This window comes from Lyngbya sp. CCY1209, assembly GCF_035615495.1.
Taxonomy (GTDB): Bacteria; Cyanobacteriota; Cyanobacteriia; order Cyanobacteriales; family Microcoleaceae; genus Limnospira.
Genome location: NZ_JAJENU010000436.1, coordinates 1 through 5637, shown reverse-complemented (window position 1 = coordinate 5637; position 5637 = coordinate 1). Strand labels below are relative to the sequence as shown.

Annotated in this window: 4 protein-coding genes; 3 read left to right on the top strand and 1 reads right to left on the bottom strand. The window is 54.2% G+C overall.

Annotation, left to right across the window (positions count from 1 at the left end):
• Positions 1–65: 65 nt before the first annotated feature.
• Entirely contained in the window at positions 66–1454 is a 1389-nt protein-coding gene (locus tag LKE08_RS13310) for an MATE family efflux transporter (RefSeq protein WP_324704717.1), read from the bottom strand.
• Positions 1455–1767: 313 nt separating this feature from the next.
• Between LKE08_RS13310 and LKE08_RS13305 the strand changes: the two genes are divergently transcribed.
• The 3 genes from LKE08_RS13305 to LKE08_RS13295 all read left to right on the top strand — a co-directional run bounded on the left by LKE08_RS13305 (position 1768) and on the right by LKE08_RS13295 (position 5122).
• Positions 1768–2529 (top strand): phycobilisome rod-core linker polypeptide, encoded by a 762-nt coding sequence (locus LKE08_RS13305; protein WP_324704716.1) that lies wholly within the window; start codon positions 1768–1770, stop codon positions 2527–2529.
• A 280-nt stretch (positions 2530–2809) separates the two neighbouring features.
• Positions 2810–4000 carry a class I SAM-dependent methyltransferase gene (locus LKE08_RS13300; RefSeq protein ID WP_324704715.1) on the top strand — a complete coding sequence of 397 codons (1191 nt, stop codon included), beginning with the start codon at positions 2810–2812 and terminating at the stop codon, positions 3998–4000.
• 516 nt (positions 4001–4516) lie between these two features.
• Positions 4517–5122, top strand: coding sequence for a PEP-CTERM sorting domain-containing protein (locus LKE08_RS13295; RefSeq protein ID WP_324704714.1), 606 nt, complete (start codon positions 4517–4519; stop codon positions 5120–5122).
• Positions 5123–5637 lie beyond the last annotated feature (515 nt).

Here is a 5637-nt window from a genome sequence, read left to right as displayed (position 1 = left end):
CCCACAATTATTCACCCCCCACGATTATTCCCGGGCTACCGTATAAAGTTGCCCCCAGAGGAATCCTAAATCTTCCCGACTCCCGACTCCCTAATACCGACTCCCGACTCAATAACCGGTTCAGCCGATCGCGCTTTTTGAGTTTTTTGCGTCCACCAGTAGGCCCCGATTCCGACGACCAAATTGGCGAAACAGGCGGCGGCGAATATGCCGGTAATTCCGAATAAAAAGCTGCCCAAATAGGCGAGGGGGACGTAGAGAACCAGCAGCCGGCCGACGGTCATCGTCAGGGAGGGCAAGGGCTTCCCGAGGGCGTTGAAACTGGAACTAGCTACCAGCATCAGACCCAGAGTGCCGTAGCTGATCGGAACCAGGGTGAGGTAGGTGGAGGCGATCGCGACAACTTGCGAATTGGTGTCGAATTGGGCGGCAATTTGTTCTGAGCCGGCGGCCAAAATGACCGTCAACAACAGGCCCCAAATTAAGCAGAAAATGAATGAAATTCGGATCGCCCGGTAGACGCGATCGTACCGCTGTGCCCCCCAATTTTGACCCACGAAGGGGCCGATGCTGGCGGATAATGCCATCAATACAATTAACGCGAAGGCCTCCACCCGGGTGGCGATGCCGAACCCAGCCACGGCCGGAGCCCCGTAGGTGGCGATCAAGCCGGTGATCAAAGCGGTGGAAATGGGGGCGATCGCTTGGGTTCCGGTGGCGGGGATGCCGACGTGGAGGACCAGTCGCCAGTCGGCCACCAAATCTTTGGGGTGGGGCAGTTTCCACAGGAGCATTTTTTCCCTAAAATGCAGGAACAGCACCGAGGCGATCAGGGTGGTGGCCCGTCCGATCACCGTGGCGATCGCGGCACCTTTCAACCCCAGACCGGGAACCGGGCCGAAGCCGAAGATCAACAGGGGATCGAGAACGATATTCACCAACGCGGCGACGGTCATGATCACGCTGGGGATGAACGTATCGCCCGCCGCCCGGAGGGCGCTGGTCCCCACCATCGGCACCACCAGGAACAGGACGCCGCCGTACCAGATGGTCATGTACTCCCGCACCAGGGGCAAGACGTCGGGACCGGCCCCCAAAGCCGTAAATACGGGGTCGATGGTGGCCAGTCCGGCGATCGCCAGCAGGGCCACCAGCAACAGGGCGAGGCTGAGGCTGTTGGTGGTCAGGCGGCGGACGCGATCGCGCTCCCCCACCCCGATCGCCCGGGCGATGACAGACGCGGCCCCCACCCCCAGGCCCATCGACACGCTCCCCAGCAGCGTCACCACCGGGAAGGTGAAGCTCATCGCCGCCAGTTGGCGGGTACCGAGTTGGGCGACGAAGTAGGTGTCGGCGAGGCTGAAGGCGATGATCGCAAACACCCCCCAGATCATGGGCAGGGTGAGGCGGACCAGTGTGGGAGTAACGGGGCTTTGTGTCAGTGTTCGGTTCATGTCGATCCGTGTCGGGGCGATCGGCCCGCAACTGAAGGCCCGATCGTTATACAGTTGAGAAGTGTTGAGACTTCTTTACAAAAGTTTACCGAATTTGGCGCGACGTTGGGGAAAACGGCCGGTTCGGGAATCCGGAACGGCTTGGCGACCCGCCATCTCCCGGTTCCCGGGGATCGGCAAAATGTTACATATTATTGCATTGATTCATAAAAATTAGACTGCGATCGCCCAAATCCCCTAATCTGTATAGGAGACAATTTCCCGATTTGCGGGAATTGAGAATTGAAACGAAACGAGAATAAGGAGATATAAGGTGGCGCTTCCTTTATTAAGCTACACTCCCACGAGCTTCAATACTCGGGTTGCCGGGTACGAAGTTCCGGGTGACGAGCAACCCATCATTTATACGGCCGAAAATATGCCTTCCGGATCGGAGTGGGACACCCTGATCTGGGCGGCCTATCGGCAAATTTTCAGTGAACATCAGATTCTCAAGTACAACCGCCAAACCTTCCTGGAGTCCCAACTCAAGTTCGGTCAGATCACCGTGCGGGACTTCATTCGCGGGTTGGCCACTTCGGCTCCTTTCTTGGAACGGAACTTCCAAACCAACAACAACTACCGCTTCGTCGAAATGTGCGTGCAGCGCATCCTCGGCCGCGACGTTTACAGCGAACGGGAAAAAATCGCCTGGTCGATCGTCGTCGTCAACAAGGGGGTTCGGGGCTTCATCGATGAATTGCTCGACAGCGACGAATACCTCGACAACTTCGGCTACGATACGGTTCCCTACCAGCGTCGCCGGGTCCTGCCCCAGCGCAACGAGGGTGAAACGCCGTTCAACCTGAAGACCCCGCGTTACGACGCATACCACCGCAACCAACTCGGGTTCCCTCAAATGATCTGGCAAACTTCCGTTCGCCGGTTCGTTCCCCAAGAGAAGCAGCCCAAAGCTGGCGATCCGAGAAACTTCCTGAATATGGCGAAGCAAGTGACGCCCTCCGTCAACACGGTGACTCGGGTTTCCGTCGGCAGTATCAATATCGCCACGATGGTGCCTTACCGCAAGAGCTAGATTTTGCGGGAATTCGCCCGAAACATAACCCGCGATCGCTGCCAAGGGTTAGATATCAGGAGTTGAAGCCCGTTTGGGTTCAGACCCTTGATAATTAACACTTGGCAGCGAATTTTTGTGGGCGCGATCGCTCGGGTGTAGGGGGTAGGGTGTAGGGTGTAGGGGAATTAAAGACCGCCTTGACTTCGGAGTTTTAAAGCGGGTTGCGACTCTCAATCTGTCAATATCCGGGCGATCGCTGCTATACATAATATAAATCGTATCGATTTCGCTTTTCCCGATGAATGTCGAGTCCGCCAACGAGAGCAACCCGATTGTGTGCGATCGCATCGCCCAGAAAATTTCCGCCCACCCCCAGAACCGGATCACCTTCGCCGAATACATGGAAACGGCTCTCTACGACTCCGAAGGGGGTTACTACAGCACCCACCGACCCCAGATCGGCGCGGGGGGCGACTTCTTCACCTCCCCCCACTTGGGGCGGGACTTCGGGGAATTATTGGCGACACAGTTCGCCCAGATGTGGGAACTGTTGGGAAAACCGGAACCCTTCACCCTGGTGGAAATGGGGGCGGGACAGGGGATTCTCGCCGCCGATATCGTGGGTTACTTTCAACGGCATTGTCCGGAAATATTGCCGGGGTTGGATTACGCGATCGCCGAAAAGTCCCCTTCCCTTCAAACCGAACAGCAGCAGCGGTTCCGGCAGTTGGGCGCCCCCTTCGACACCATCCGCTGGTGCGATTTGGACGAACTCACCGAAAAGTCCGTGACGGGTTGCTTCTTCTCCAACGAACTGGTGGATGCGTTTCCCGTCCATTTGGTGACGCGCCGGGATGGACAATTACAGGAAATTTATGTCACCGTAAAGGGCGATCGCGAATTTGTGGAAGTCGTCGGGGAACTCTCCACCCCCCGACTGGCGGACTATTTCCAGTTCGTGGGCATCGATTTGCTCTCCGACGCCTACCCGGAGGGCTACCGGACGGAGGTGAACCGGGCGGCTTTGGACTGGATGGAAACCGTCGCCGGAAAACTACAGCGGGGATTTGTCCTCACCATCGATTACGGATATGAAGCCGATCGCTTCTACAGCCCCACCCGCCGGGAAGGGACGCTCCAGGCTTATTACCGACACCGACACCACAGCGATCCTTATCTATATGTCGGGCGGCAGGATTTGACGGCCCATGTGGATTTTACCGCTTTGGAACGAAAGGGGCGATCGCTGGGATTGGAAACCTTGGGGTTGACGCGACAGGCTTTGTTTCTGATCGCCCTCGGGTTGGGCGATCGCATCGCGGCCGTGTCCCGGGGGGAAGGCGGAACGCTCTCGGAGGTACTGCGGCGGCGGGAAGCTTTGCACTCCCTCATCGATCCAATGGGGTTGGGCAACTTCGGCGTCCTGGTCCAGGCGACATCGGGCGAAAAGGGCTTGCAGCTCCAGGGTTTGAGCGAACCCAGCCGTTAGGAGCCATTCCGAGTCCGTAGAAATACTGAATTGGGGGCTGGGAAATCGTGTAATATTGAGAACCGGCAATCTCCGGATATCGGCGTCGTTGACATTCGCGCCGGGATATTCCGTAAATTTACACAGGGGGATCGCGATCGGGATCACAGATGAATTTTAACAGCCCGGTTATCCTTTATAATGTCTGGATTTTTACGGATCTACAGCGTTTATTTTTATACCCAAAAATCCGAAGCTCTCCCCCCAATCCATCTCGATGCCCCGACATGATTAGAATCTCAATAAAATCAGAAAAAAATTATATCTTGCCATCGAAGCATCAATTTTCAATTTGTTTTTATAACTTTCGGGATAATTTACAAAAATTTAAAGGTGATACAATCGTTCTGTAAAGATGTTGTAAATCCGTGAAAACACTGTGGACACTCACCGGGAGAATCGCTACTATGGTTTACAGATGAGGGAAAGCGCGCCGCGCCTCCCACACAGCAAACCTCACACTTTCGGAGAGCAGAGATGAAATTCGGATTTTCTAACATTGTCGCGTCCGCCGTTTTGACTGCCGGTTTAGTATCGATGTCCGCAACCGGTGCATTGGCTCGGCCCGGCGGTGGCGGTGGCAACGTCGCTGTTTGTCAGACTAACGTGTTTGGCGATTTATTCACAGAATGCCGAGATGCATCTGGTAACGATAATGAAACAGCAGTTGCAACCCTCTTTGCTGATCTAAATCTAGAAGTCATCGATGGTTGGAATCTGGATGATTACAAAGTTGACAGCAACTCCGGTTCTAATGACTTCTTCACCATCGAAGAAACTTCCGAAGGCAGCGGTACTCTGAGCTTTTTGGATAGCACGCTCACCACTTCTCCCTTTGCGTTTGTCCTGAAAGGCGGCAATGGCTACGCGGCTTACCTGTTTGACGACGGAATCAGCCAGTTAGAGAATCTCACCTGGGAAACTGGCCGCCCCGGTTTGTCTCACGCGACTCTGTACGTTTTTGAAGGCGATTCTTCCGGTGGCGGCGGTTCTCAAGAAATCCCCGAACCCACTGCTGTGCTGGGACTGATTGCAGTCGGCGGAATGCTGGTTGGCAAGAAAGGACTGTCTCGCAACAGCTAGGATGACAGGGGGAGCCAGGACAATTTTTGATTGATTGTTCAAGCCTTTCTCTGCTCCCGCTTCGCCTCCCCCTGGCTTCAAAACAATTATTCGGCAACAGGTTCAATTTTCGGGGTCCGTCCTGTCGCCACATTCAGCCATAATTTGAAGCCTTGAGTTGGGACAAATTTATATCAGAGCTTAATTTAACTTAAGATGCATCTACTCAATCCACTGGAGATTTTGCAGGTTGTTATCAATGCTTTAACAATATCACTCAACCACTTTTCCATTGAACTTATCCTCAGACTCTAGCTCAAATTGGATACCCTCAAAATTGGAGCTATTGGCATCCGGCGAAACGGTTCTTAAAGGGCGATCGCCGGTTTTTGATATTTGATCAATTTATATTCTTTTCATCATTATATTATTTCTATTTCCGTGGGGGCAACCGTCTCTGGTTGCCCGTTTAAAATTCTGTTTAAAATTCTGTGGGGGCAACCTTATAGGGTTGCCCGTTTAAAATTCTGTTTAAA

Bases quoted from the DNA above. Each gene is read 5' to 3' on its own strand.
- LKE08_RS13295 (WP_324704714.1), top strand. From the start codon at position 4,517: ATGAAATTCGGATTTTCTAACATTGTCGCGTCCGCCGTTTTGACTGCC.
- LKE08_RS13300 (WP_324704715.1), top strand. From the start codon at position 2,810: ATGAATGTCGAGTCCGCCAACGAGAGCAACCCGATTGTGTGCGATCGC.
- LKE08_RS13310 (WP_324704717.1), bottom strand. From the start codon at position 1,454: ATGAACCGAACACTGACACAAAGCCCCGTTACTCCCACACTGGTCCGC.